This is a genomic window from Mesorhizobium sp. J8, assembly GCF_016591715.1.
Classification (GTDB): domain Bacteria; phylum Pseudomonadota; class Alphaproteobacteria; order Rhizobiales; family Rhizobiaceae; genus Mesorhizobium.
On the sequence record NZ_AP024109.1, the window covers coordinates 832,527 to 857,825 of the forward strand.

General features: G+C 64.8%; 24 protein-coding genes. 18 read left to right on the forward strand and 6 right to left on the reverse strand.

Going from position 1 to position 25,299, the window contains the following annotated elements; genetic code table 11:
* Nucleotides 1-11 precede the first annotated feature (11 nt).
* Genes MJ8_RS03965 through MJ8_RS03985 form a run of 5 tightly spaced genes read left to right on the forward strand, consistent with a single transcriptional unit; the run spans nucleotide 12 to nucleotide 3,974 of the window.
* Complete coding sequence (locus MJ8_RS03965) at nucleotides 12-1,079, forward strand: ABC transporter permease (RefSeq protein ID WP_201413189.1); 1,068 nt, start codon at nucleotides 12-14, stop codon at nucleotides 1,077-1,079.
* On the forward strand, nucleotides 1,076-1,996 hold the full coding sequence (gene nikC / locus MJ8_RS03970; protein ID WP_201413190.1) for a nickel transporter permease: 921 nt from the start codon (nucleotides 1,076-1,078) through the stop codon (nucleotides 1,994-1,996). The genes MJ8_RS03965 and nikC overlap by 4 nt, the downstream gene beginning before the upstream one ends.
* The gene (locus MJ8_RS03975; protein WP_201413191.1) at nucleotides 1,993-2,829 is read left to right on the forward strand and encodes an ABC transporter ATP-binding protein; all 837 of its coding nucleotides are present in this window, start codon (nucleotides 1,993-1,995) and stop codon (nucleotides 2,827-2,829) included. Before nikC ends, MJ8_RS03975 begins: the two co-directional genes overlap by 4 nt.
* A complete protein-coding gene (locus MJ8_RS03980) occupies nucleotides 2,826-3,575 on the forward strand; it encodes an ABC transporter ATP-binding protein (RefSeq protein ID WP_201413192.1) in 750 nt (249 codons plus the stop codon). The genes MJ8_RS03975 and MJ8_RS03980 overlap by 4 nt, the downstream gene beginning before the upstream one ends.
* Before the next feature lie 39 nt (nucleotides 3,576-3,614).
* Nucleotides 3,615-3,974, forward strand: coding sequence for a hypothetical protein (locus tag MJ8_RS03985; protein ID WP_201413193.1), 360 nt, complete (start codon nucleotides 3,615-3,617; stop codon nucleotides 3,972-3,974).
* 6 nt (nucleotides 3,975-3,980) lie between these two features.
* Here the strand turns inward: MJ8_RS03985 and MJ8_RS03990 are convergent.
* The 4 genes from MJ8_RS03990 to MJ8_RS04005 all read right to left on the reverse strand — a co-directional run bounded on the left by MJ8_RS03990 (nucleotide 3,981) and on the right by MJ8_RS04005 (nucleotide 10,219).
* Nucleotides 3,981-4,929 (reverse strand): IS630 family transposase gene (locus MJ8_RS03990; RefSeq protein ID WP_201410559.1). Its coding sequence is split into 2 segments (ribosomal slippage): nucleotides 3,981-4,592 and nucleotides 4,594-4,929, totalling 948 coding nucleotides; the frame shifts between segments, so codons are not numbered across the junction.
* A 90-nt stretch (nucleotides 4,930-5,019) separates the two neighbouring features.
* Nucleotides 5,020-8,118, reverse strand: a complete 3,099-nt coding sequence (locus tag MJ8_RS03995; RefSeq protein WP_318528204.1) for an efflux RND transporter permease subunit — start codon at nucleotides 8,116-8,118, stop codon at nucleotides 5,020-5,022.
* Nucleotides 8,118-9,191 carry an efflux RND transporter periplasmic adaptor subunit gene (locus tag MJ8_RS04000; protein WP_201413194.1) on the reverse strand — a complete coding sequence of 358 codons (1,074 nt, stop codon included), beginning with the start codon at nucleotides 9,189-9,191 and terminating at the stop codon, nucleotides 8,118-8,120. The genes MJ8_RS03995 and MJ8_RS04000 overlap by 1 nt, the downstream gene beginning before the upstream one ends.
* Nucleotides 9,188-10,219 carry an efflux RND transporter periplasmic adaptor subunit gene (locus tag MJ8_RS04005; RefSeq protein ID WP_225248118.1) on the reverse strand — a complete coding sequence of 344 codons (1,032 nt, stop codon included), beginning with the start codon at nucleotides 10,217-10,219 and terminating at the stop codon, nucleotides 9,188-9,190. The genes MJ8_RS04000 and MJ8_RS04005 overlap by 4 nt, the downstream gene beginning before the upstream one ends.
* 359 nt (nucleotides 10,220-10,578) lie before the next feature.
* Here MJ8_RS04005 and MJ8_RS04010 point away from each other — a divergent pair, with 359 nt between their 5' ends.
* On the forward strand, nucleotides 10,579-11,856 hold the full coding sequence (locus MJ8_RS04010; protein WP_201413196.1) for a 4-aminobutyrate--2-oxoglutarate transaminase: 1,278 nt from the start codon (nucleotides 10,579-10,581) through the stop codon (nucleotides 11,854-11,856).
* Nucleotides 11,857-11,914: 58 nt separating this feature from the next.
* On the opposite strand, the gene MJ8_RS04015 is transcribed toward MJ8_RS04010, so the two are convergent.
* Both MJ8_RS04015 and MJ8_RS04020 read right to left on the reverse strand, forming a co-directional pair.
* Nucleotides 11,915-12,145 (reverse strand): type II toxin-antitoxin system ParD family antitoxin, encoded by a 231-nt coding sequence (locus MJ8_RS04015; RefSeq protein WP_201413197.1) that lies wholly within the window; start codon nucleotides 12,143-12,145, stop codon nucleotides 11,915-11,917.
* Nucleotides 12,146-12,183: 38 nt separating this feature from the next.
* The gene (locus MJ8_RS04020) at nucleotides 12,184-13,437 is read right to left on the reverse strand and encodes an NAD(P)/FAD-dependent oxidoreductase (RefSeq protein WP_201413198.1); all 1,254 of its coding nucleotides are present in this window, start codon (nucleotides 13,435-13,437) and stop codon (nucleotides 12,184-12,186) included.
* A 415-nt stretch (nucleotides 13,438-13,852) separates the two neighbouring features.
* Here MJ8_RS04020 and MJ8_RS04025 point away from each other — a divergent pair, with 415 nt between their 5' ends.
* From MJ8_RS04025 to ybeY, 12 genes are all read left to right on the forward strand, one after another.
* Nucleotides 13,853-15,142: an imelysin family protein gene (locus MJ8_RS04025; RefSeq protein WP_201413199.1), complete on the forward strand. Its 1,290-nt coding sequence runs from the start codon at nucleotides 13,853-13,855 to the stop codon at nucleotides 15,140-15,142.
* Between the two features lie 62 nt (nucleotides 15,143-15,204).
* Nucleotides 15,205-15,516, forward strand: a complete 312-nt coding sequence (locus tag MJ8_RS04030) for a (2Fe-2S)-binding protein (RefSeq protein ID WP_201413200.1) — start codon at nucleotides 15,205-15,207, stop codon at nucleotides 15,514-15,516.
* Complete coding sequence (gene bfr, locus MJ8_RS04035; RefSeq protein ID WP_041001570.1) at nucleotides 15,482-15,967, forward strand: bacterioferritin; 486 nt, start codon at nucleotides 15,482-15,484, stop codon at nucleotides 15,965-15,967. Before MJ8_RS04030 ends, bfr begins: the two co-directional genes overlap by 35 nt.
* Nucleotides 15,968-15,979: 12 nt before the next feature.
* Nucleotides 15,980-17,581 carry a di-heme oxidoredictase family protein gene (locus MJ8_RS04040; RefSeq protein ID WP_201413201.1) on the forward strand — a complete coding sequence of 534 codons (1,602 nt, stop codon included), beginning with the start codon at nucleotides 15,980-15,982 and terminating at the stop codon, nucleotides 17,579-17,581.
* Complete coding sequence (locus MJ8_RS04045) at nucleotides 17,581-18,675, forward strand: imelysin family protein (RefSeq protein ID WP_201413202.1); 1,095 nt, start codon at nucleotides 17,581-17,583, stop codon at nucleotides 18,673-18,675. The genes MJ8_RS04040 and MJ8_RS04045 overlap by 1 nt, the downstream gene beginning before the upstream one ends.
* A gap of 61 nt (nucleotides 18,676-18,736) precedes the next feature.
* On the forward strand, nucleotides 18,737-19,840 hold the full coding sequence (locus tag MJ8_RS04050; protein WP_201413203.1) for a DUF1513 domain-containing protein: 1,104 nt from the start codon (nucleotides 18,737-18,739) through the stop codon (nucleotides 19,838-19,840).
* A 291-nt stretch (nucleotides 19,841-20,131) separates the two neighbouring features.
* Entirely contained in the window at nucleotides 20,132-20,821 is a 690-nt protein-coding gene (gene tsaB / locus MJ8_RS04055; RefSeq protein WP_201413204.1) for a tRNA (adenosine(37)-N6)-threonylcarbamoyltransferase complex dimerization subunit type 1 TsaB, read from the forward strand.
* Nucleotides 20,821-21,315, forward strand: a complete 495-nt coding sequence (locus MJ8_RS04060) for a GNAT family N-acetyltransferase (RefSeq protein ID WP_040985961.1) — start codon at nucleotides 20,821-20,823, stop codon at nucleotides 21,313-21,315. Before tsaB ends, MJ8_RS04060 begins: the two co-directional genes overlap by 1 nt.
* Nucleotides 21,316-21,341: 26 nt before the next feature.
* The gene (locus MJ8_RS04065) at nucleotides 21,342-22,154 is read left to right on the forward strand and encodes a lysophospholipid acyltransferase family protein (RefSeq protein ID WP_201413205.1); all 813 of its coding nucleotides are present in this window, start codon (nucleotides 21,342-21,344) and stop codon (nucleotides 22,152-22,154) included.
* A 74-nt stretch (nucleotides 22,155-22,228) separates the two neighbouring features.
* Nucleotides 22,229-23,638 (forward strand): tRNA (N6-isopentenyl adenosine(37)-C2)-methylthiotransferase MiaB, encoded by a 1,410-nt coding sequence (gene miaB / locus MJ8_RS04070; RefSeq protein WP_201413206.1) that lies wholly within the window; start codon nucleotides 22,229-22,231, stop codon nucleotides 23,636-23,638.
* A 136-nt stretch (nucleotides 23,639-23,774) separates the two neighbouring features.
* Nucleotides 23,775-24,767, forward strand: coding sequence for a PhoH family protein (locus MJ8_RS04075; protein WP_225248283.1), 993 nt, complete (start codon nucleotides 23,775-23,777; stop codon nucleotides 24,765-24,767).
* Between the two features lie 11 nt (nucleotides 24,768-24,778).
* A complete protein-coding gene (ybeY, locus tag MJ8_RS04080; RefSeq protein WP_201413207.1) occupies nucleotides 24,779-25,276 on the forward strand; it encodes an rRNA maturation RNase YbeY in 498 nt (165 codons plus the stop codon).
* The last annotated feature ends 23 nt before the right edge of the window (nucleotides 25,277-25,299 follow it).

The following is a 25,299-nucleotide window of genomic DNA, read 5'->3' on the forward strand; positions in this document are numbered from 1 at the left end:
GGGCGCGACGGGTGAGCCTAACTGACAATCAGGCGGTGGCGGGGCGCGGCAGCGCCCGCGCCGTTGCCATCCTATCGTCGCTCGGTCGTTTCCTGGTCATCGCGGTGACGACCTATCTCGGTCTTCTCGCGGTGACCTTCTTCATCGGCCGCGTCATCCCGATCGATCCGGTGCTGGCCGTTCTCGGCGATCGCGCCCCGACCGCCGTCGTCGAGCGCACTCGCCGCGAGATGGGCCTCGATCTGCCCTGGATCGAGCAGTTCTACATCTACGTCAAAAGCGCGCTGAGAGGCGATTTCGGCACCTCGGTGCTGACCACCAATCCGGTCATGTCCGATATCCGCCGTGTCTTTCCGGCGACCATCGAGCTCGCGACGCTGGGCACGATCATCGGCGCCGTCATCGGCGTGCCGCTCGGCGTGCTTGCCGCCGTCAAGCGCGGCAGCCTGATCGACCAGGTCGCCCGCATCGTCGGCCTTATCGGCTATTCGGTGCCGATCTTCTGGCTGGGGCTGCTCGGGCTGGTGCTGTTCTACGCCAAACTCCAGTGGATCGCCTTCCCGGCGCGCCTCGACGTCGTCTACGAATACACCTTCACGCCGATCACCGGTTTCTATCTGCTGGACGCCGCGATCCAGGGGCAGTGGGACGTTTTCTACGATGCCTGGCGCCACATCGTGCTGCCGGCCGCGCTGCTCGGCTATCTGTCGCTCGCCTATATCAGCCGCATGACTCGCTCCTTCATGCTGAACGAGTTGGCGCAGGAATATATCGTCGCGGCGCGCGCAAAGGGGCTGTCGGAAAGGCGCATCATCTGGGGCCATGCGCTGCGCAACGCCGCCGTGCCGATGGTGACGGTGATCGCGCTTTCCTACGCCAACCTGCTCGAAGGCTCGGTGCTGACCGAGACCGTCTTCTCCTGGCCGGGCATCGGCCTCTATATCACCAACTCGTTGCAGAACGCCGACATGAACGCCGTGCTCGGCGGCACCATCGCCATCGGCTCGGTCTTCATCGCCATCAACCTTCTGTCCGATCTCCTTTACAAGCTGCTCGATCCGAGGACGAAGACAGGATGAGCGCTGAAACGATCCAGTCCAGGCGCGCGTGGCTGCTCAGCGATCGGCCGGCGTCGCGCCTGCAGGCAAGGCTCGGCCGCGCCTATGTCGCCTGGCGCCGCTTCTCCGCCAATCGGCTGGCGCTGATCGGCATGCTGATCATCATCGCGCTGCTGGTGGTTGCCGCTTTTGCCGATGTGCTGGCGCCCTATTCGCCGACCGTCGGCGATCTGAAAAACGCCCGCCTGCTGCCGCCGGGTGCGGCGCACTGGTTCGGCACCGACGACCTCGGCCGCGACATCTATTCGCGCATCGTCTATGGCGCGCGCTGGACGCTTTACGTGGTGATCCTCGTCGCCATCATCGCCGCGCCCATCGGCCTGCTGGTCGGCGCCATCGCCGGTTATGCCGGCGGCTGGACCGACACGGTCCTGATGCGCATTACCGACATCTTTCTCGCCTTCCCGAAGCTGGTGCTGGCGCTCGCCTTCGTCGCGGCGCTCGGCCCCGGCATCGAGAACGCAGTGCTGGCGATCGCCATCACCTCTTGGCCGCCTTACGCGCGCATTGCCCGCGCGGAGACACTGACGGTGCGCAATTCCGACTACATCAAGGCCGTGCAACTGATGGGCGCATCGCCCTTCCGCATAGTGCTGCGCCACATCATGCCGCTTTGCATCTCCTCGCTGATCATCCGCGTGACGCTCGACATGGCCGGCATCATCCTCACCGCCGCCGGCCTCGGCTTCCTCGGCCTCGGCGCGCAGCCGCCGCTGCCGGAATGGGGCGCGATGATCGCGTCCGGCCGCCGCTTCATCCTCGACCAGTGGTGGGTTGCCGCGGCCCCCGGGGCCGCCATCCTCATCGTAAGCCTCGGCTTCAACCTGCTTGGGGACGGCCTGCGCGACGCGCTCGACCCCCGGAGTGGCGATCAATGAGCGACACGCTCCTCGAAGTCGACGACCTGCGCGTCACCTTCCCGACCCGCACCGGCCTCGTGCAGGCCGTACGCGGTGTTTCCTTCTCGCTTGGCCGCGAGCGGTTGGGCATCGTCGGCGAGAGCGGCTCCGGCAAATCGCAGACCGGCCGCGCCATCATGGGGCTGACCCCGCCGCAGGCCGAGGTGTCGGCGAAGAAGCTTACCTTCGACGGCATCGATCTTTTGTCCATATCGCCGCGCGAGCGCCGGGCGCTGCGGGGAAACCGCATCGCCATGATCCTGCAGGATCCGAAATATTCGCTCGACCCGGTGATGACCATCGGCCGCCAGATCGTCGAAACGCTGCGCACGCACGAGAAGGTCTCCAAGGCCGAGGCGCGCGAGCGCGCTCTCGCCATGCTGCAGGCCGTGCAACTCCGCGACCCGGCGCGCGTCTTCGACCTTTACCCGCACGAGGTCTCGGGCGGCATGGGCCAGCGCGCCATGATCGCCATGATGCTGGTCACCGGACCCGAACTGATGATCGCCGACGAGCCGACCTCGGCGCTCGACGTCACCGTGCAGCTCGACGTGCTCAAGATCCTCGACAAGCTCGTCGCCGAGCGCGGCATGGGGCTGATCTTCATCTCGCACGATCTGCGCCTCGTGTCCTCCTTCTGCGACCGGGTCGTCGTCATGTATGCCGGCAAGGTGGTCGAGCAGATCAAGGCTTCCGAACTGCGCGATGCGCAACACCCCTACACGCGCGGCCTGCTCAATTGCATGCCGAGGATCGGCTTCGAGCGCCATCCGCTGCCGGTGCTCGACCGCAAGCCGGAGTGGGCGGCATGACGGCTTCCATCACCGTCGAAGGGCTGGAGGTGGTCTTCGACCGGTTTCGCGCCCTGAAGGGCGTCAGCCTCGAAGTGCGGGAAGGGGAATCCTATGGCCTCGTCGGGGAGAGCGGTTCCGGCAAGTCGACGCTGCTGAGGGCCATCACTGGCCTTGCGCCTGTCGCGTCGGGCACCATCACCGTCAACGGCAAGAGGCTCGGCAAAACCCGCGACAAGGCCTTCTACCGCGACGTGCAGATGGTGTTCCAGGATCCGTACGGTTCGCTGCATCCGCGCCAGACCGTCGACCGCCTGCTGCAGGAGCCGCTGGCGATCCATGGCATTGCCGATGGCGAGAAGCGCATCGAACGCGCGCTGGACGAGGTCGGCCTCGGCAAGGGCTTCCGCTTCCGCTATGCGCACCAGCTCTCCGGCGGCCAGCGCCAGCGCGTGGCGATTGCCCGCGCGCTGATCCTCGAACCCTCGATCCTTCTGCTCGACGAGCCGACCTCGGCGCTCGATGCCTCGGTTCAGGCGGAGGTGCTGAACCTGCTGGAAGAGGTCCGCCGCCGCCGCAAGCTCACCTTCCTGATGGTCAGCCACGACCTCGCCATCATCACCCACATGTGCGAGCGGCTGATGGTGATGCGGAACGGCGAGGCGGTGGAAACGCTGACCGCGAGCCAATTGATCGGCCATCGCGTCAGCGAGGACTATACGCGCAACCTGCTCAGGGCGAGCGAGGGGTTTGTGCGAACGGCGTGAGTTTGTCCTCCTAGCGCAGCCAATTTAGGAGTATTTCGCATGGAACGATGGGACTTCGAAGACCCGCCGAACGTCGCGGTGTTGTCGGACAGAGGCATATTCAGACACGGCGACTGGATTGCATACGTTGTGCATGAAAGTGACGATGACTACGACGACGATGATGATGAAGGTGGCAGCTGGCAGTTCTACAGCAGCGACACCCGAGATCGGGATGAAAGTGATATGATGCTCGTTGGCCTGCGAGAGGTGGTTGAACGGGATGAAAGCATCTTCGAATTGGCCGATTTGCCAAAGGGGTGGCACGCTTGGCGCAGTTCGAAGGCATCGCCGTGGCAGCGGGCGAAATCGCTGCCTGTTGGCTTCAATGACAACGATGGACCGGCCCAAAAAGGCTAGAGTCTTTCATGTTTTGACGGAAGCGTATCCGGCGTTTTCGAAGTAGTTCTTGCATTCGGCTGCCTCGATGGCTTCGACGAGGTGGCCGATGTGTCGCCAAGTGTCCTCGACGGTGCGTTTCTGCGCCTGGCGCATCCAGTGCTTGATCTTGGCGAAGGCCTGCTCGATCGGATTGAGGTCCGGTGAGTAGGGCGGCAGGTACCAGAGCCTGGCGCCAGCGGCTTTGATCATCTGCCTGATGGCCGCCGACTTATGGCTGCCCAGGTTGTCCATGATGACGATGTCGCCGGGCTTCAGCACGGTGATGAGCTGCTGCTCGACATAGGCGCGGAAGCATTGACCGTTGATCGGTCCGTCGAAGACGCAAGGTGCCGCGAGCCGATCACAGCGCAGCGCGCCGAGGAAAGTCAGCGTGCGCCAATGACCATGTGGAGCCAGGCCGCGCAGCCGCTTGCCCTTCGGCCCCCAGCCGCGCAGGGGAGCCATGTTGGTCTTGATCCAGGTCTCATCGATGAAGACCAGGCATTGGGGATCGAGGCCGGCCTGCCAGGATCGCCATCGCTGGCGCCGACGGGCAATATCGGCACGTGCCTGCTCAAGGGCGAACAGCGTTTTTTTTGAAGCTTAGCCCTTCGCGGCGCAGGAACTGCCACACCGCATTGTGCGAGACCTTGACCCCGCGCGCGGCCAACTCGTCCTTCAGCCGATGTAGCGACAGATCAGAGGTCTGGTTGATCCGCTCCACGATGAAGGCTCGATGCGGTTCCAGAACCCGCTTACGGTGGCCACCCATCTTGCCCGGCGCCACCGAGCCGGTTGCCTGATGACGCTGCAACAATTTCACGGCTGTCGAATTTGCGATACCGAACCGCTTGGCGGCCGACCGGCGGCTCTCGCCACTCAAAACCGCCGCAACAACCCGCTCGCGTAAATCATCGGAAAGAGGTCGAACCATCAGATGCTGGCCTCCTATCCAGCCAGCATCTTGAATCACAAATCAGGCCGAGCGGGAATCCCCTACGATTCAATCAAGCTATGAAACGCTCTAAGTTGAGCTTTGTAACGGTTCGCTGGCATCCAAAACAGGGGACTTCTGTCCTGCCTTCGGCTCCTTGATCCGGAACCACGTCACGTAAAGCGCCGGCAGGAAGAGCAGCGTGATCGCCGTGCCGGCGATGATGCCGCCCATCATCGCGTAGGCCATCGGTCCCCAGAACACCTCGCGGGCGATCGGGATCAGCGCCAGGCTGGCGGCGGCGGCGGTCAGCGCGATCGGCCGCATGCGGTGCTCGGTCGCTTCGATCACGGCCGCCCAACGGTCTTTGCCTTCGGCGACGAGGTCCTCGATCTGCACGATCAGGATGACCGAGTTGCGGATCAGGATGCCGATCAGCGCCAGCACGCCGAGGATGGCGACGAAGCCGAGCGGCGCGCCGCTGGGCACCAGCGCCGCCACCACGCCGATCAGGCCGAGCGGCGCCACCGCTACCACGAGGAACAGGCGCTGGAAGCTCTGCAACTGCACCATCAGGATGGTCGCCATGATGAACAGCATCAACGGCACCACGGCCGCGATGGGGCCCTGGCTCTTGGCGCTTTCCTCGACGGAGCCCGCCGTCTCGACCGAATAGCCGGGCGGCAGCTTGGCGATGAAGGCGTCGACCGAAGGCTTCAGCTCGTTGACGACGGTGGCAGGCAGCACGTCGCCGACCAGGCCGGCCCGCACGGTGATGGTCGGGATGCGGTCGCGCCGCCAGACCGTCGGCTGTTCGAGGTCGTAGCGGAAGTTGGCAACCGCCGCGAGCGGGATCGACTCGCCGTTTCCGGTCGGCAGCTGCATGTTCTGCAGCGTCTCGATCGACCCGCGCTCGGCTTCGCGCGACCGCGCCACGACATTGATGAGATAGGTCGCGTCGCGCACTTGGGTGATCGTCGAGCCGCCCACTGTGCTGTTCAGGGCGCTGGCGATGTCGGACGAGGTGATGCCGAGCTGGCGCGCCTTGTCCTGCAGCACGTCGACCCTCAGCACGCGCTGCGGCTCGTTCCAGTCGAAGGTCGGTGCCGCCAGCTTCGGATTGGCCGAGATCACGCCGGCGAATTGCTGCGCCAGTTCCCGCACCGTCTGGATGTCTGGACCGCCGACGCGGTACTGCACCGGCCTGCCCACCGGCGGACCCAGCTCCAGCAATTTGACGAAGGCGTCGGTGCCGACGAACTCCTCGCGCAGCAGCTTCTCCAGCGCCGGCTTCACCCGGTTGCGCGCCTCGATGCTCTTGGTGACGATGACCGTCTGGCCGAAATAGGGATTGGCCGGCTGCACGTCATAGGCGAGCACGAAGCGCACGGCGCCCTGGCCGATATAGGAGGAGAAATGGTCGATGTCGGGATTGCCGACGAGCGCGCGTTGCTCGAAACGCTCCATCTGGTCGCGCGTCTCGGTGATCGAGGAATTCTGCGGCAGGTTCCAGTCGACGATGAGCTCCGGCCGGTCCGAGGGCGGGAAGAATTGCTGCTGGACGAGGCCGAAACCGGCGACCGAGGCGGCGAACAGAAGCACCGTCACGATGATGGTCAGCCAATGACGGCGCACAGAGAACACGAGCACGCGCCGGAACAGCGAGGTGAAACGTCCGGGCTGGTCGTGGTGCTTTTCCTTCATCGTCGCCGGCAGGATGGTGACCCCGAGCAGCGGCGCGAACAGCACCGCCACGATCCATGACACCAGCAGCGACACCGCGATGACGACGAACAGCGTGAAAGTGTATTCGCCGGCCGCGCTCGAGTTGAGGCCGATCGGGATGAAGCCGGCGACCGTCACCAGCGTTCCCGTCAGCATCGGGAAGGCGGTCGAGGTGTAAACATAGGTCGCCGCCTTGCGCAGATTGTCGCCGACCTCCAGCCGCGCCACCATCATCTCGACCGCGATCATCGCGTCGTCGACCAGCAGCCCGAGCGCGATGATCAGCGCGCCGAGCGAAATGCGCTGCAGCGATATCCCTAGATATTCCATGACGGTGAAGGTGATTGCGAGCACCAGGGGTATCGACAGCGCCACGACGAAGCCGGCACGCAGGCCGAGGCTGATGAAGGAGACGGCGAGCACGATCGCGACCGCCTCGAAGAGCGCCCGCGTGAAGCCCGAGACAGCTTCCTCGACGATGACCGGCTGATCGGCAACCAGATGGACGCCGACGCCGACCGGCAGATCGGCCAGCACCTTCTGCATCTCCTCATGCAGCGCCTCGCCGAATTTGAGCAGATTGGCATTGGGCTTCATGCCGATGGCCAGGCCGATCGCGTCCTGGCCGTTGAAGCGGAACGGCGCCGTCGGCGGATCGGTATAGCCGCGCCGGATCGTCGCCACGTCGCTCAGCCGGAAGAAGCGATCGTTGACGCGCAGGTTGATGGCGCGCAGGCTTTCCTCGGAGGTGAACTGGCCGCCGACGCGCACGCTGATGCGCTCCGGACCGGACTGGATGACGCCCGACGGCGTGATGGCGTTCTGCGCCTGCAGGCTGGCGACGATCGCCTGCTGGTTGAGGCCGAGCGCCGCGATCTGTCGCGTCGAGAATTCGAGATAGATCGCCTCGTCCTGCGCGCCGACCAGATCGACCTTGCCGGCATTCGGCACGGTCAGGATCTTGGTCCGCACATCCTCGACATAATCGCGCAATTGGCGCGGCGTCAGCCCGTCGGCGGTGAAGGCGTAGATGTTGCCATAGACATCGCCGAAGCGGTCGTTGAAGAACGGCCCCTGCACGCCTTGCGGGAACTGGGCCTTGATGTCGTTGACCATATTGCGCACCTGAAGCCAGTTCGGCACGACGTCGCGCGCCTTGGTGGTGTCCTTCAGGTTGACGAAGATCACGGTCTGGCCGGCGGTGGTGACGGACCGGGTGAAGTCGAGGCTGTCCAGTTCCTCGAGCTTTTTCTCGATGCGGTCGGTGACCTGCTGCACCGTCTCCTTGACCGACGCGCCGGGCCAGTTGGCCTGGATGATCATGGTCTTGATGGTGAAGGCGGGATCTTCCTCGCGGCCGAGATTGAGATAGGAGAAGATGCCGGCCACCACGAAGACCAGCATGAAATACCAGACCATCGAACGGTGGCCGAGCGCCCAGTCGGAGAGGTTGAAGCCCTTCATCAGACCCCGCCCTCCGGCACTTTGACCTTCTGGCCTTCGCTCAGACTGTGGACGCCGGCGGTGACGACGCGCATGCGGGCCTCAAGTCCCTCCGCCACCGTGAAGCTGCCGCCGCTCTTCGACGCGACCTTGATCTCGCGCGCGCTCACGCTGGAGGATTGCGGATCGACGACCCAGACTTTGTCGGAGCCGTCCTTTTCCAGCAAAGCCGATATCGGCAGTTCGATCGTCGGGTTCACCTTGGTCATGCGCGTCGCCGTGATCGTCGAGCCCAGCCGGAACGACGACGGCGGATTGACCAGTGTCAGCCGCACGCGGCGGGTGCGGGTGGCGCCTTCCGACTGCGGCGCGACCTCGCGCAGCTTTGCGTCGGTCTTGATGGTCGGCAGCGATTGCAGGACGATCTCGAACGGCATGCCGACGGTGAGGTCGCCGGTCAACTGGTCGGGGATGTCGACCACCGCCTCGCGCGGGTCGGTGCGCGCCACGGTGACGACGGTCTGTCCGGCCGAAACCGTCTGGCCGACTTCGGCGCCGACCGCTGTGACGACCCCGTCGAAATCGGAGAACAGCCGGGCATAGCCGAGCTGTTCCTGCGACTTGGCCAAGGCGGCATTCGCCCGCTCCACGGCGGCTTCCGCCGCCTGCCGCGCCTGTTTCGCAGCATCGAATGTGGCTTGCGAGGTATTGGCCGAGGCAAGCAGCTGGCGCTGGCGATCCTCGCTGGCGGCGGCGTTGATGAATTGCGCCTGCGCGTTCGACAGATCCGCTTTCGAGGCCTGGACGGCAAGCTCCAGCGCCGTCGGATCGAGCGCCGCGATCGTCGTGCCTTTGGTGACGAGGTCGCCGACCTTCACGTCGCGCGAGACGACGCGGCCGAGCAGACGGAAGGCAAGATCGGCGCTGTATTGCGGCTCGATCGAGCCGGCGAAGCCGAAGGTCTCGACGGTCTTCGGTTCGACCACCACCGACAGGACCGGCCGGATCACCTCCGGCGGCTTCTCTTCCGAGCGCGAGCAGGCGGCAAGCGCCGCAAGGACGAGCAGGGGAGCGATGCGCGGCAACCGGTTCATTGCTTTGCCCCCGCCACTTCGATCGTCTGTCCAGGGCTCAGCAACTGCCCGCCGGCGGTGACGACGCTCTGGCCTTCCTGCAGGCCCTTATCGACGACGACGATGCCGGAATCGAAGGCGAGCACCTCGACCGGCGCCGTCGCCACGGCCTTGCTCGACGGGTCGACGATCCAGACGGCGGGCTTGCCGCCGATCGCGGTCAGCGCCTGCCAGGGCAGCAATATGGCTTTGACCGATTTGGCGCTGACCGTGCCGATCACAGCCGCGCCCAGTGGCATGCCGGCCGGCGTATCGGGGATGCCGACCTTGACCCGGATCGATCCCGACTGGGTATCGACCGCCGGCGAGATCTCGCGCACCTTGCCGACCGCGCGCACCTGCGGGTCCGACAGCAGCGTGATCGTCACCGCGGGCGAGGGCGGCGTCTGGGCAACCAGCGTCTCGTGCACGTTGAAGACGGCGTCGCGGTCGCCATCCTCGGCGATGGTGAACACGGTCTGCGCCGCCTGCACCACCTGCCCGGCCTCGACCTGGCGCGCCGTGATGATGCCGGCGGCGCCGGCCTTGAGCTCGGTGTAGGACAGGTTCTCCTTGGCGTTGGCCAAAGCGCTTTGCGCAGCATCGACGCTGCCTTGCGACACCTTCAGCGTCTGGTTGGCGGTATCGAACTCCCGCCTTGTGGTGAAGCCCCGGGCCAGCAGGATCTTCTGCCGCTCATAGGTGGCCGCAGCTTGGGTGAGCTGCGCCTGCGCGGCGTCGAGATCGGCCTGGGCCGAGCGCAGATCCGATTCCTGTTCCTGAGGATCGATGCGGGCGAGCACCGCGCCCTGGTCGACATGCTGGCCGACATCGGCCAGACGCTCGGCGACGCGACCGCCGACGCGGAACGACAGATTGTTGAGCGTGCGGGCAGCGATGACGCCAGTCAGCGAGGTTCGCGGCGCGTAGTCGGCGACCGCGACCGTCTGCGTCGTCACCATCACCGGCAATTTCTTTTCCGCCGCCTGTTGCTTCTGGCAGCCGGACATCGAAATCGCCGCGCCGGAGCAGGCCAGCAGCAAAAAGATTTTTGGACGAAAAAGAAGGCGGAGTGGCGAAGACGGCAAGGCGGACGATGTCGCGTTCCTGCTCATGATTCCCCTCAACCCGTGGGAGCCGCTCCTGGCGGCGGCACGTCGCGGATAGAATGAGATTAATCGATCGGCTGGAAAAGGAAACCGTCTCCGGGGCGCGCATCGCCGGGCTGGTTAAGAACCTTCTGTTCTCCAGGCAGGTCCAATCGACTGGGCCAACGTGCCAACTTGAGGAAAACATGAAATAAGGTCAGAAGGGTTTCGATCAACGGAACGGGTGCGATCCCGAAGAGGGGTGCCCGATGAGGGACGATATGAAGAATTCAGCCATTTCCGAACGCAAGAACCAGTCGATCTCGCGCGGCGTCGGCATGACGACGCAGATCTATGCCGATCGCGCCGAGAATTCGGAAATCTGGGACGTCGAGGGCCGCCGCTACATCGACTTCTCTTCCGGTATCGCCGTGGTGAACACCGGCCACCGCCATCCGAAGGTCATCGAGGCGGTCAAGGCGCAACTCGACCGCTTCACCCACACCTGCCACCAGGTCGTGCCTTACGAGAGCTATGTGCATCTCGCCGAGCGGCTGAACGGCATGCTGCCCGGCAAGTTCGATAAGAAGACGATTTTCGTCACCACCGGCGCCGAGGCAGTGGAGAACGCCATCAAGATCGCCCGCAACGCCACCGGCCGCCAGGCGGTCATCGCCTTTTCCGGCGGCTTCCACGGCCGTACCTTCATGGGCATGGCGCTGACCGGCAAGGTCGTGCCCTACAAGGTCGGCTTCGGCGCCATGCCGGGCGATGTCTTCCACGCGCCGTTTCCGGTCGCGCTGCATGGCGTCTCGGTCGCGGATTCGCTCGCCGCGCTCGACAAGCTGTTCAAGGCCGATGTCGATCCGAACCGCGTTGCCGCCATCATCGTCGAGCCGGTGCAGGGCGAGGGCGGCTTCTACGAAGCGCCGCGCGATTTCATGACAGCACTGCGCAAGATCTGCGACCAGCACGGCATCCTGCTCGTCGCCGACGAGGTGCAGACCGGCTTTGCCCGCACCGGCAAGATGTTCGCCATGAATCATCACGACGTGGCGCCCGATCTCACCACCATGGCCAAGAGCCTCGCCGGCGGCTTCCCGCTGTCGGCCGTCACCGGCCGCGCAGAGATCATGGACGCGCCAGGCCCCGGCGGCCTCGGCGGCACTTATGGCGGCAGCCCGATCGGCGTGGCCGCGGCGCATGCCGTGCTCGACATCATCGACGAGGAAAAGCTTTGCGACCGCGCCAATGCGCTGGGCGCCAGGCTGAAGCAGCGGTTGGAATCGTTCCGCGAAGAGGTGCCGGAGATCGTCGATATCCGCGGCCCGGGCTTCATGAACGCCGTCGAGTTCAACGACGTGAAGAAGGGCCTGCCGTCGGCGGAGTTCGCCAACGCGGTGCGGCTGAAGGCGCTAGATAAAGGCCTCATCCTGCTCACCTGCGGCGTCTACGGCAACGTCATCCGCTTCCTGTCGCCGATCACCATCCAGGACGGCGTCATGACCGAGGCGCTGGACATCCTGGAAAGCTCGATCCGCGACGCGCGGGCGGCGTGAGGGAGGCCTGTATTGCTCCTGAATCTTCACCCTGGCGTGCGGCCACCCGCACGCCAGTTTATCGGCGCCGAGCTCGCCTGCGCAGCGCTGCGAAATAGTCGCCGTCAACGGTAGCGCCCGGCGCGGATGAAGCGCCCTCGATGAGCAAGCGGCGAAGAATTTGACGATCCTGATCGTGGCGGATCAATTCACGCACATACTCGCTGTTCGTGCCAAAGCCTCGCTCCGCCACTTGCTGATCGACAAAACTCTTCAAGCTGTCAGGTAGCGAGATATTGATCGTGCTCATGCAGGCATTTTGTTGCGTGCAGCAAAAATTGGCAATCGCTACGCGGTGGCCTTGGCGGGCTCCATTCCCTGAAACACCGCAAGCGCCGCCTTCAGCGCATCCGGTCCTGCCGCCACCGTCTGCGGCGTCGGCGAGAAGCCGGCGCCGAGCATCTTGCGGCCCAGCATATGGTCGGCCGGGCGGTTGACGGATTCGATACCGAGCAGCCGGTCGCCAGCATAGTGGTAGATCGAGAACTTGTTGTCGGCGAGATCGCCGAGCACCACGTGGCTGTCCCCGCCTTGCGTCAGCCCCACCATCTGCAGCTTCATGTCGCCGATGTCCGACCAGAACCATGGCACCGCCGAGAAAGGCTCCGCATGGCCAAGGATGGTGCGCGCGGCGAGCCTTGCCTGGTCGGTGGCGTTCTGCACCGATTCCAGCCGCACGTCGCCGCCGGTGAACCAGTGCCGGTAGGAGGCCGCGTCGCCGATGGCGAGGATTTGGGGAACAGAGCTCCGCATATGCTGGTCGACGCGAATGCCATTGCCGATGGCGAGGCCCGCGGCTTCCGCCAGCTCGACATTGGGCACCACGCCGATGCCGATGATCACCATTTGCGCCGGCAGGCGCTCGCCGCCCGATGTGATCGCGGCCGAGACGCGTCCGTTGTCGCCTTCCAGACGGGCGATGGTTGTGCCGGTCAGGATGCGCACGCCGGTCGCTTCCAGGCGCTGGCGCACATGGGCGGCGATGACCGGCGCCACGGCGCGGCCGAGCAACCGGTCGACGGCCTCGACGACGGTGACGTTGCGGCCGGCCGCCCTCAGCGTCGCGGCGATCTCCAGTCCGATGAAGCCGCCGCCGAGAATGACCACGTCTTCGCTTTGCGCGCTGAACTCGCGGATCAGGCGCGCATCGGCCAGCGAGCGCAGCGAGACCACGCCGGCAAGGCCGGCACCGTCGAGCTTGAGCTGGCGCGGCCGCGAGCCGGTCGCAAGCACCAGCCGGTCGAAGCCGAGCGTTCCTCCGCCTGCGATGGTCAACCGGCCCGCGCCGGCATCGATGCTGTCGATGCGCACGCCCGGCCGGTAGTCGATGGCGTTGCCCGAATAGAACGACTCGCCGCGCAAGGGCTGCGGTTTGGCCTCGGCGTCCTTGATGAAGGTCTTGGACAGCGGCGGCTTGTGATAGGGCAGTTCCTTCTCGTCACCGATCAGGACGACGGCCCCTTCATAGCCCTCTTCGCGCAGGCTGGCGGCGGCCTGCACGCCGGCATGGCCCGCACCGACAATCACAACCCCGTTCGTCATCGCAATCCTTTTTTGTTTGCAAATCTAGGCTCTTGCGCCAGGTGGCGATTGTCTGCCGCCGCCGCAAGAGCCGCGGATCGGGTCGCACCCAGAATGGCTGTCTGTCAATCGGCCAGCGAGGCCTTGTCGGGCATAAAACTTGATATTTGTAGTTTAGAATAATTCTAAACTGTTGTTTCAATTGAATTTTTTCTATCGGGCCAGTTGACTCCCGGGCCCTCCATCGCTTTATGGAGAGCTGCGCTCAAAGCGCATTCCTTTGATGTCTGGGCCTTGAACCCTTTCCATTGGAGGCAAGTGGGTGTCTTTTTATCGCGAACCGCGCATCGGCGCGGCCACCATTTTTCCCGGCATGCTCATGCCTCGGCGCGGGTGGGCGCCTTTTGTTGAATTTCCAAGGAACTGGAGAAGGATGATGACGGCACGTAATGGCGGCAGGCTGGCCGCGATCTGCGCCACGGCTGCACTGACGGCGGCGGTGTTCGTGTTGCCGGCGAAAGCCGAGACCGACGCCAAGGCGGTGATCAAGACCTATGCCGACATCGCCTTGGCCAAATACGAGGATTCGCTGACCACCGCGCAGGCGCTGGACAAGGCGGTGGATGCGCTCATCGCCAGCCCGTCGGCCGACACGTTGAACGCCGCGCGCGAAGCCTGGAAGGCGGCGCGCATCCCTTACCAGCAGACCGAGGTCTACCGCTTCGGCAACAAGATCGTCGACGACTGGGAAGGCCGTGTGAATTCCTGGCCGCTGGATGAGGGCCTGATCGACTATGTCGCCAAGAGCTACGGGACCGAGTCGGACGAGAACGCGCTCTACACGGCCAACGTCATCGCCAACAAGGAGATCGAGATCAACGGCAAGAAGGTCGACGCCTCGAAGCTGACGCCCGAGTTCCTTTCGGGCACCCTGCAGGAGGCCGGCGGCGTCGAGGCCAACGTCGCGACCGGCTATCACGCCATTGAGTTCCTGCTCTGGGGCCAGGACCTGCACGGCACCGGCCCGGGCGCCGGCGAGCGGCCTTACACGGACTACGACCTCAAGAACTGCACGGGCGGCAATTGCGACCGCCGCGCCGAATATCTGAAGTCGGCGAGCGACCTTCTGGTGTCCGACCTGCAGGAAATGGTCGACAACTGGAAGGAAGACGGCGCAGCGCGCAAGAATCTCACCGATGGTGATGCCAATGCCGGCATCTCCACCATCTTCACCGGCATGGGCTCGCTCTCCTACGGCGAGCTGGCGGGCGAGCGCATGAAGCTCGGCCTGTTGCTGCACGATCCGGAGGAGGAGCACGACTGCTTCTCCGACAACACCTACAACTCGCATCTCTACGACGCTGTCGGCATCCGCGACGCCTATCATGCCAGCTACAAGCGGCTCGACGGTTCCGTGGTTTCGGGTCCGTCGGTGTCCGACATGGTGAAGGCCGCCGATCCGGCGATCGACCAGGAGCTGTCGGGCAAGCTCGACACCAGCGTCGCCAAGATGGAGGCCATCAAGGCGCGCGCGCTGGCCGGCGAGGCCTACGACCAGCAGATCGCCGAGGGCAACACGCAAGGCAACGCCACCGTGCAGGCGGCGATTGACGCCTTGATCGACCAGACCAAGTCGATCGAGCGCGCCGTCGGCTCGCTCAAGCTGAATCAGATCGCCTTCGAGGGCTCGGACAGCCTCGATGCCCCGGACAAGGTGTTCAAGTAAGATTTAGACATACCCACCAGCCAAACGGCGCCGGACCGGCGCCGTCAGCCAGAGCAAGTGAAATGCTGATCTGCCATTGCAACATCATCACCGAGAAGGAGATCGAGCAGACGATCGTCGGGCTGCTGGATGAGGATCCCTGGCAGCTGATCGTGCCCGCGAAGGTCTACCACGCCATGCGCAAGCGCGGTCGCTGTTGCGGCTGTTTCCCAAATGTGGTGGAAACGATCATTCGGGTCACCGAGAACTACCACGCCCGCTCAGAGGTGGGCGGCGTGGACATCGTTTCACACCTGGATCGCGTGCGAGGCTTGCGCGGCCAATACGGGAGCAGAACCCATGAAAGGCGAACCGCAGATCATCGAGCGGCTTAATGAAGCTCTGTTTCTGGAGCTTGGAGCCGTCAACCAGTACTGGGTGCACTATCGCCTGCTCGAGGATTGGGGCTACACCAAGCTTGCAAAGAAGGAGCGTGCGGAATCGATCGAGGAAATGCATCACGCCGACCGGCTGATCGCGCGCATCATCTTCCTCGAAGGCCACCCGAACCTGCAGTCCGTCGCGCCGCTGCGCATCGGCCAGAACGTCAAGGAAGTGCTCGAATCCGATCTTGCCGGCGAGTATGACGCGCGCACCGCCTACAAGCGCTCGCGCGAGATTTGCCACGACGCCGGCGATTTCGTCTCGATGAAGCTGTTCGAGGATCTCCTGACCGACGAGGAAGGCCACATCGACTTCCTGGAAACGCAGCTCGACTTGCTCGCCTCCATCGGCGAGGAAAAATACGGTCTGCTCAACGCCGACTCGGCCAACGAGGCGGAGTAAGGACATGCGGGAATGCGGCGCCCCGTAGATTTTTCGCGTCGCGCGCGGCTGGCCGCAATCGAGGGCCTGCCGCCCCAGAACACCCCGCGACACCGGACCGGCAGCGGGGCTTCGCTTTTGCTGGCAACCATGCTTTCCCTGCCTGTCTGGGCCGGCGAGCCGGCGGCTTTGCCGACGAGCCGCACCGACCTGACGCCGAAGGATCAGGCGCGGGTCCTGGCCGTCACAAGGCCAACGACCGATTTTACCAGGCCGGAGCCGTTCGAGCTGATGCAGGGCGGCGCCGGCACGTCGGAGAAGGACGTCAACCGCGATGCCTTCTCGCAATCCTCCGCCAACATAACCTTCGAGGAAGAAGGAACCTTCAAGCTCGGTAACGCGCTGTTCCGCAAGAACTGGGTGTCGTCGCCGTCTTCGACCCAGGCTTCGGATGGGCTCGGTCCGCTGTTCAACGAGCGCGCCTGCCAGAACTGCCATCTGAAGGATGGCCGCGGCCGCCCGCCGGAAGGTGATGCCGGATCGACATCGATGTTCCTGCGGCTTGCGCGCGACGCGAGCAATGCCGAGGAAAAGGCCGCGCTTGCCGGCCATGAGCTGCTGAATTTTCCGGACCCGGTTTACGGCTCCCAACTGCAGGAGCTCGCGGTCCCGGGCCTCAAGGGCGAGGGCAGGATGCGGGTCGATTACCAGGAGCAAAAGGTGACGCTCGGCGACGGCGCCGTCGTTTCGCTGCGCAAGCCGAGCTACAAGATCGAAAATCCCGGCTACGGTCCGCTCGATCCGCGCACCACGCTCTCGCCGCGCCTGACGCCGCCGATGATCGGGCTCGGCCTGATCGAGCAGATCGCGCCGGCCGATATTCTTGCCCATGCCGATCCGGACGACCGTAACAGTGACGGGATTTCGGGCCGGCCGAACATCGTGCGCGACGAACTGAGCGGCCAGGTGGTCTTGGGCCGCTTCGGCTGGAAGGCGCAGACCGCTTCGATCCGCCAGCAGGCGGCCGACGCCTTCGCCGGCGATATCGGCATCTCGACGCCGGAAATGCCGAAGCCCTGGGGCGACTGCACGGAAGCCGAGAAGGATTGCCTTGCCATGCCGAACGGCGTGCAGCTGCGGCTGGGCACGGCCGAAGCCCCGCCGCCGGTGATGGACCTCGTCACATTCTATTCGCAGAACCTGGCGGTACCGGCGCGGCGCGACATCGCCGCACCGCAAGTGCTTGCCGGCAAGAAACAGTTTTACGAGATGGGCTGCATTGCCTGCCACACGCCGAAATTCGTCACCATGCGCGGCACGCCCAACAAGGCGCAGGCCTTTCAGTTGATCTGGCCTTATTCGGACTTCCTGCTGCACGACATGGGCGAGGGGCTCGCCGATGGGCAGCGGGTCGGCGAAGCGACGGGGGCCGAATGGCGCACGCCGCCGCTCTGGGGTATCGGGCTGACCGCGACGGTCAACGGCAACACTTTCTATCTGCATGACGGCCGCGCCCGCACGCTTGCCGAGGCGATCCTGTGGCATGGCGGCGAGGGCGAGAAGGCGCGCGACCGCTTCGCAGGCGCAGCAGCTGCCGATCGTGACGCACTGATCAAATTCCTGGAGTCCCTCTGATGTTAAAACGCGTCACTCTGATGTCGAAACGCCTGATCCTTGCTCTCCCGTTCCTTCTGGCCGCCGCGCTGCCGGCATCGGCTGCGGTCAAGGCCTCCGACGTCATCGGCCGAGCGATCGACGGTTTCGTCCGCCCCGCCTATGCCAGCCTCGACGAGCATGCGGACGGCCTGACCAAGGCGATGCACCAGCTTTGCGAAGCGCCGACCGGCCAAAAACTCGAAGCGGCGCGCGCGGCGTTTTCTGCAACGGTGGAGGCCTGGTCGGTGGCAGAGATCATCGCCTTCGGGCCGATCAAGGAAAACAACCGGCTGGAACGCATGCTCTATTGGCCGGACCGCAAGAGCATCGGCCTGCGGCAAGTGCAGGCCACGCTCGCATCGAAGGATCCGTCAGCCACCGATCCGGCGCAGCTGGCGCAAAAGAGCGTCGCCATGCAGGGCCTCGGCGCCCTCGAATATGTGCTCTATGGCGACGGCGCCGAAACGCTTGCAGGGAAGGACGAGCCCTATCGCTGCGCTTATGGTGCTGCTGTCGCCGGCAACGTCGAAACCATGGCCGGCGAGGTGCGCGACGCCTGGCAAAAGCCCGATGGCTTCGCTGGGCTCTGGGCCAATCCAGGGCCGAAAAACCCACTCTACCGTGACGGCAACGAAGCGGTGACAGAACTTGTCGGCGTCTTCATCAACGAGCTGGACATGATCCGCGACGTGCGGCTCAAGGGCTTTCTTGGCGTCAAGCCGGATGCCGACAAGCCGAAGCAGGCGATCTACTGGCGCTCGCAGAACACGGCGAGGTCGCTGGCCGGAAATCTCTCGGGCATCGACCAGCTGTTCCAGGCCTCGAAGCTCGGCGACGCGCTGCCTGCCGATGCGCGATGGATGGCCGAATCCATCCACATCCAGCTCGCCAACGGCGTGACAACAGCGAAATCGATCGCCGGACCGATCGACAAGGCCCTCGCCGATCCCACGCTGCGCGACAAGCTCCAGCATTTCGCGCTGATCACCTCCAGCCTGTCGACCTTGATCGGCACCAGGATGACCGCCGAGTTCGGCCTGACCGCGGGCTTTTCCTCGCTGGATGGGGACTGAGCATGACCCCAAAAAGTTGCAGACTTTTTGGACAAGGTCAGGCTCCAAGGGAGATCGTCCCGTGAGAACCGCCCTTATCGACCGCCGCGATTTTCTGCGCGCCGCAGGCGCGGGCTTTGCCGCCGCCATGGCGCCGCGCGCCTGGGCGGACACGCTTGCCGCGGATGCGGTGTTTGCCACAGCCTTCGTCAAGCGCGACGGCAGTTTCGGCGCCGCCGTGCTCTCCGAGGCCGGCAAAATCCTGCACACGGTCGATCTGCCGGATCGCGGGCATGACGTCACCTTCGATCCGGTGTCGAAGCGCTCGGTGGTGTTTGCCCGCCAGCCTGGCACTTTCGCCGTCGTCTTCGATCATGCGGGTCGCGACAAGCCATTGACCATTGCCAGCATCACCGGCCGGCATTTCTTCGGTCACGGCGTGTTCTCGCCCGACGGCGCCTTGCTCTACGCGACCGAGAACGATTTCGACAACGCAACCGGTGTCGTCGGCGTCTATGACGCGAAGGCAAAGTTCGATCGCATCGGCGAGTTCCCGACCTACGGCATGGGGCCGCACGAGTTGCTCCTGCTCGGCGATGGCCGAACGCTGGCTATCGCCAACGGCGGCATCGAAACCCATCCCGACTATGGCCGGGCCGAGCTCAACATCGCGACGATGAAGCCGTCCTACACGCTGGTCGACCGCGTCACCGGCGACCTGATCGAAAAGCACGAATTGCCGCCGGCGCTGCACCAGCTTTCGATCCGCCACATGGATCTCGACCAGGCGGGCACCGTCTGGTTCGGCTGCCAGTATCGCGGGCCGGCGACCGACCGCCCGGCGCTGGTCGGCCGCGCCGTGCGCGGCAAGGAACTCGACCTCCTGGAGATGCCGCGGGATGTGCTCGCCGGCTTCCGCAACTATATCGGCTCGGTCGCCGCCAATGCCGCGACAGGCACGGTTGCCGTCACCTCTCCGGAAGGCAATTCGCTGGCCATCCTCGATTCCGCCAGCGGACGCGTGGTCGCGACCAAGTCGCTGGTCGAGGTCTGCGGCCTCGCGCCGGATGGCGCCGGCTTCATGGCGACGACCGGCGCCGGCGAGATCGTCGGCGGCGTCGGCGCCACCCGTTCCGAGCCGGATTATGTCTGGGACAACCATATGCTGCGCATCGCGGCGGCGTGATCGCCGCGCCTAGAGCAATTCCAGGAAAAGTGTGAGCGGTTTCCGTCCGGAATTGCGTCAGGATTCAGAGCAATGCCAGGAAAAGTGTGAGCGGTTTTCCGTCCGGAATTGCGTAAATAAGAGATAGAGCGGCTCGCCGTTTCCATGAAACGGTGAACGCTCAAGAAGCAAAGCCGCTTAACATTTCTCCTCCTTGGCACTTGCGGCGGCGGCGTATGCCGGGCAGAGGGAATTGTGTTTCGATCCAGTTCTTTAACCGGCCTATGAAGCTGTCCCCATGAAGCTGCTTGCATGAAATTGCTCGCCATCGATTGCGCCGCCAATCTCTGTGCCGCTTGCGTCTATGACGCAGGCGCGGGGGAGGAACTTGGCCGCGAGGTGCGCGATCTCGGCAAGGGCCATGCCGAGCATCTGATGGCCGTCATCGAGACGGCCATGCAGATCGGCGGGATCGGCTATCCCGACCTCGGCGCCGCTGCTGTCTCGATCGGACCAGGCTCCTTTACCGGCCTGCGCGTCGGCGTCTCGACCGCGCGCGGCCTGGCGCTCGCCCTGAAAATCCCGGCGATAGGCGTGACGACGCTGGAAGCTCTGGCGGCGGAGGGCGCGAACGCCTTTCCCGGGCGTTCGGTGCTTGCAGCGCTCGACGCCGGCCGCGAGGAAATCCATGCCGCGCTCTACAATGAAGAGTTAGTCGAAACTTACGGACCTTCGGTGGCCACGCTTCCCGGGGCAGCGGCCATGGCGATCGGTGCTGAAGCGGTCCTGGTCGGCACCGCCGCGCCGCGGATTGCCGAGGCGGCCGGGCGCCCTTTCGACATCGGCCCGGTCGCCGCCACCGCCGACATTGCAACCTATGCCAGGCTGGCCGCCGGCAAGGGACCCGGCGAGAAGCCGAAGCCGCTCTATCTGCGTGGCGCGGACGCCAAGCCGCAGGCGGGTTTCATTCTGCCAAGGCAGGATAGGGGAAACGATTCCTGATGCGCATTCCGTTCTTTCAGCCGCGCCGCAGGGATTATGCGCTGGAACCGCTGACCGTTGCCGACAGCGCCGCCGTCTCGGTACTGCATCGCGAGGATTTCGTCCGGCCCTGGACCGACGGCGAATTCGCGGCGCTGCTCGAGCAGGATACCGTGTTCGGTTACGCGGCGCGCGAAACCGGCCAGGGCTCCAAACCGCCGGTCGGCTTCGTGCTCGCCCGGCTCGCGGCCGGCGAGGGTGAGATCCTGACCGTGGCCGTCGCCCGCAGCCATCGCCGGCAGGGCCTTGGCTGGCAATTGATGGACGCCGTGCTGCGCGAGCTTCATGCGCAGCGCGCCGAAGCGCTCTTCCTCGAGGTCGACGAGACCAATGCGCCCGCGATCGGACTTTACCGCAGGCTCGGCTTCATCCAGGTCGGTCATCGCCCGAACTATTACCGCTCGACCGAGCACGGCCCGACCGGCGCGCTTGTCATGCGCCGCGATCTTCGCTAGCGACAGTCCGGTTGGGGCCGGAGCGAATGATCAAGAAATTACGGATTTTTCTGGCGCTCTTCTATGTCGTCGTCTGTTCCCTGGTGCTGGTGCCGTTGCAGATCCTGTCGATGAAGACGGGGCTGTGGCCGGAAACGTTCATTCTGAAGATCTGGCACAGCATGATCCTGAGGGCGCTGGGCATGCGGGTGCATGTGAAAGGCGCCTTGGCCAAGGACCGTCCTCTGCTGGTGGCGGCCAACCACATCTCCTGGACCGACATCATGGTGCTCGGCTCCTTCGTCGACGTGAAGTTCATCGCCAGGGCCGACATGGAAGGCTGGCCGCTGATCGGCATGTTGTCCAAGCTGCAGCGCACCGTCTTCATCGAACGCGAGCGCAAACGCACCTCCGGCGACCAGGCAAGCGAGATTGCCAAAAGGATGGCAAAAGGTGACGCCATGGTGCTGTTCGCCGAAGGCTCGACCGGCGATGGCAACCTCGTTTTGCCGTTCAAGAGCACGCTCTTCGGCGCCGCCTCCATGGCGATCTCGGAAGGCGCGGCGGACCAGGTCTTCATCCAACCCGTGGCGATCGCCTATACGCGCCTGCATGGCATGCCGATGGGCCGCCGCCATCGGCCGATGACCGCCTGGATCGGCGATCAGGATCTGATGCCGCATCTCAAAACCCTGCTTGCCGAAGGCGCGATCGACGCCGAGGTGCATTTCGGCCAGCCGGTGCCGTTTTCCAAGGGCTCGAACCGCAAGGAAACGGCTCGGCTGATGGAAGCCAAGGTGCGCGAGATGATGCAGGCCGCGCTCGCCGATCCGCGTCCCGGTCGTCAGCGTGTTGCCTGAAAGCGGGACGCGCGGCGCTGCATCCGGCCAGAATCGTCTGTTTTTTGTCACGGAAAGGCGCTAGAAGCCGCCCGATGGAAGTGAACACGATTGAAAGCCACGACATCGGCGGTGCGGCCGGGCACTCGGCCGGCACGGTCCGGACGGCGAAAAAGGTCTTCGTCAAGACCTACGGCTGCCAGATGAACGTCTACGATTCCCAGCGCATGACCGATGCGCTGGCGGCCGACGGCTATGTCGCCACCGACGCCGTCGAAGACGCCGACCTGGTGCTGCTCAACACCTGCCATATCCGCGAAAAGGCGGCGGAAAAGGTCTATTCCGAGCTTGGCCGCATCCGCGACATGAAGGCCGAGCGCGCCGAGGCCGGCCGCGAGTTGCTGATCGGCGTCGCCGGCTGCGTGGCGCAGGCCGAAGGCGCCGAGATCATCCGCCGCGCCCCCGCGGTCGATCTGGTCATCGGCCCGCAGACCTATCACCGGCTGCCCGACGTGCTGGCAAGGGTCCGTGGCGGCGAGAAGATCGTCGAGACCGAATACGCCATCGAGGACAAGTTCGAGCATCTGCCGCAGCCGAAGCGCGCCGAGCTCGCCAGGCGCGGCGTCACCGCTTTTCTCACCGTGCAGGAAGGCTGCGACAAGTTCTGCACCTTCTGCGTGGTGCCCTACACGCGCGGCTCCGAGATCTCGCGCCCTGTGGCGCAGATCGTCGCCGAGGCCGAGCGCCTGGCCGAGGCCGGCGTCCGCGAGGTGACCCTGCTCGGCCAGAACGTCAACGCCTGGCACGGCGTCGGCGAAAACGGCGAGGAATGGGGCCTCGGCCGTCTCCTGTTCCGGCTCGCGGAAATCCCCGGCCTTGCGCGGCTGCGCTACACCACCAGCCATCCGCGCGACATGGACGACGAATTGATCGCCGCGCATCGTGACCTGCCCGCTCTCATGCCCTATCTGCATTTGCCGGTGCAGTCGGGATCCGACCGGATTTTGAAGGCAATGAACCGCAGGCACACGGCACGTGACTATCTGGCGCTGATCGAGCGCATCCGCGCAGCCCGCCCCGACATCGCCATGTCCGGCGACTTCATCGTCGGCTTCCCCGGCGAAACGGAGGAGGATTTCGAGGCGACGCTGAGCCTGGTGCGCGAGGTGAACTACGCAGCCTGTTTCTCGTTCAAATATTCGCCCCGGCCCGGCACGCCGGGCGCCGAGATGGACGGGCACCTCGCCGAAGCGGTGAAGGACGAGCGGCTGCAGCGCCTGCAGGCGCTGATCAACGAGCAGCAGCGGAATTTCATCGCCGGCCTGGTCGGCCGCACCGTCAGCACGCTGATCGAGAAGCCCGGCCGCCATGCCGGCCAGATCGTCGGCCGCTCGCCATGGCTGAATCCGGTTATTGTTGACGACAAGGCCGGTGGAATCGGTGACATTATTGACGTACGAATCACGAAGACAGGCCCCAACAGCCTGTTCGCCGAGTTGGTCTGATGCATGTCGCCCAAAGTGCCCCGCGGTTTTGGGACAACGACATGCATAGCCACAAGCCTCGGCAGATGAGGAGAGACGGTTGAGCGCTGCCGAACTGAAGAATCCGCCCCAGAACCAGGCGTCCGGGGCCTCCGACATGGCGCACATCGTACTGACCTTCGACAACAACAAGCTTGCCAGCGCCCTTTATGGTCAGTTCGACGAGAATCTGGCCCGGCTCGAGCAGAAGCTCGGCGTCGATATCCGCTCGCGCGGCAACCAGCTTGCGATCAAGGGCTCGGCTTCGGCCGCCGAACAGGCGCGCCGCGCGCTGGATACGCTCTACGGCATCCTGCAGAAGGGCGTCGACATCGGCCAGTCGGACGTCGACGGTGCCGTGCGCATGGCGATTGCCGCCGATGACCAGCTGACGCTGCCGACCATGGAGCGCAAGGGCAAGGTCTCGGCCGCCCAGATATCGACGCGCAAGAAGACGATCTATGCCCGCTCGCTGACGCAGGACGCCTATATGCGGGCGCTGGAGCGTTCCGAAATGGTCTTCGGCATCGGCCCCGCCGGTACCGGCAAGACCTACCTGGCGGTGGCGCATGCGGCCATGCTGCTCGAACGCGGCATGGTCGAGCGCATCGTGCTGTCGCGCCCCGCGGTCGAGGCCGGCGAGCGGCTTGGCTTCCTGCCCGGCGACATGAAGGAGAAGGTCGACCCCTATCTCAGGCCCCTCTACGACGCGCTGTACGACATGATGCCGGCCGACAAGGTCGAGCGGGCGATCGCGGCCGAGGTCATCGAGATCGCGCCGCTGGCCTTCATGCGTGGCCGGACGCTGGCGCATGCGGCGGTGATCCTCGACGAGGCGCAGAACACCACGCAGATGCAGATGAAGATGTTCCTGACCCGTCTCGGCGAGAACTCGCGCATGATCGTCACCGGCGATCCGAGCCAGATCGACCTGCCGCCCAACACCAAGTCGGGACTGGTCGAGGCGCTGCGCATCCTCGACGGGGTGCCTGGCATCGTCACCGTCCGCTTCAACGAGGGCGACGTTGTGCGCCATCCGCTGGTCGCCGAGATCGTCAAGGCCTATGACCGCGACGGCAAGCTGGCGCGAGGCCTGGGCGCCGAAAGCTGATCGAAGGCGCAATGGCTCCGCACCCGGAACGTGGCGGCGAGACGCCGGTCGATATCGATATTTTCATCGAGGCTGGCGATTGGCCGGCTGAAGCCGAGTTGACGCGTCTCGTCGATCGCGCTGTTGCGGCCGCCTTCGCGGAGACCAGCGCGGAGGGAGCCTCCGAGCTCAGCATCGTTTTTTCCGACGATGCCCATATCCGGACGCTCAATGCCGAATGGCGCGGCAAGGACAAACCCACCAACGTGTTGTCTTTCCCGGCTTTTTCCGTCCCGAAAGGCGGCCCGCTGCCGCCGATGCTGGGCGATATCGTGCTCGCCTCCGAGACGGTGGCGCGCGAGGCCGCCCTGGAAGACAAGCCGGTTGAGAACCATATCACCCATCTCGTCATCCATGGCCTGCTGCATCTTTTGGGTCATGATCACGAGACCGACGCTGAGGCGGAGGAGATGGAAGCGATCGAGCGCGCGGCGCTTGCGAGGCTTGCCATTCCCGATCCCTACGCGTAACAAAAAAGCTCAATTGACCCGAT